The sequence below is a fragment of the Collinsella sp. HCP3S3_E11 genome (assembly GCF_052067375.1).
Lineage (GTDB): Bacteria > Actinomycetota > Coriobacteriia > Coriobacteriales > Coriobacteriaceae > Collinsella.
The window spans coordinates 1-474 of the sequence record NZ_JBQHQI010000041.1 but is presented as its reverse complement, the minus strand read 5'-3'; the positions used below and the strand labels follow the sequence as shown (position 1 = coordinate 474).

Below are 474 nucleotides of genomic sequence, written 5' to 3'. Positions count from 1 at the left end.
CATGCCCTCCTTCCAGTCGAACTGCAGCTGCCTGCCCGGGGGCGTCTCGAACCGCGGGTGCGGCTCGCGGCCGCCCGCGCCCCCGAAGGGCACGTCGCGGGCCCGGCACCACGCGGTGAAGGCGCCGTACCCGGGCAGCCCCTCCCCGCGGCCCTCGCGCAGGAACGCGTAGACGGCCATCTTGGTCATCCCGGGCAGCTGGGCCTTCGAGCGGATCACCTCCTCGAGCGGGTCGAAGGCGCTGCCCCTCGCGGACCTCCCGTCGGCGGCGGACTCGCCCTCCCGCCAGTACTTGGCGACCGTGTGCCGGTCCATGCCGTGCCTCCTCGCGATCTCGCTGAAGTTCGGCTTCGCGCCGGACCACCTGTAGACGTTCAGCTCTCCCATTACGTTTCGCTCCATATCCCGCTCCTCCCGGGTCGGATACCCGATCGGAGCATAGTTCCGTTAGCGCAGTTGGTGAAAGTGCGTTAG

Annotated in this window: 1 pseudogene; it reads right to left on the bottom strand. The window is 69.8% G+C overall.

The annotated features are described in order from the left end of the window. Nucleotides 1-402, bottom strand: a pseudogene (locus tag ACTM86_RS08975) (IS21 family transposase); the annotation flags it as partial. Between the last annotated feature and the right edge of the window lie 72 nt (nt 403-474).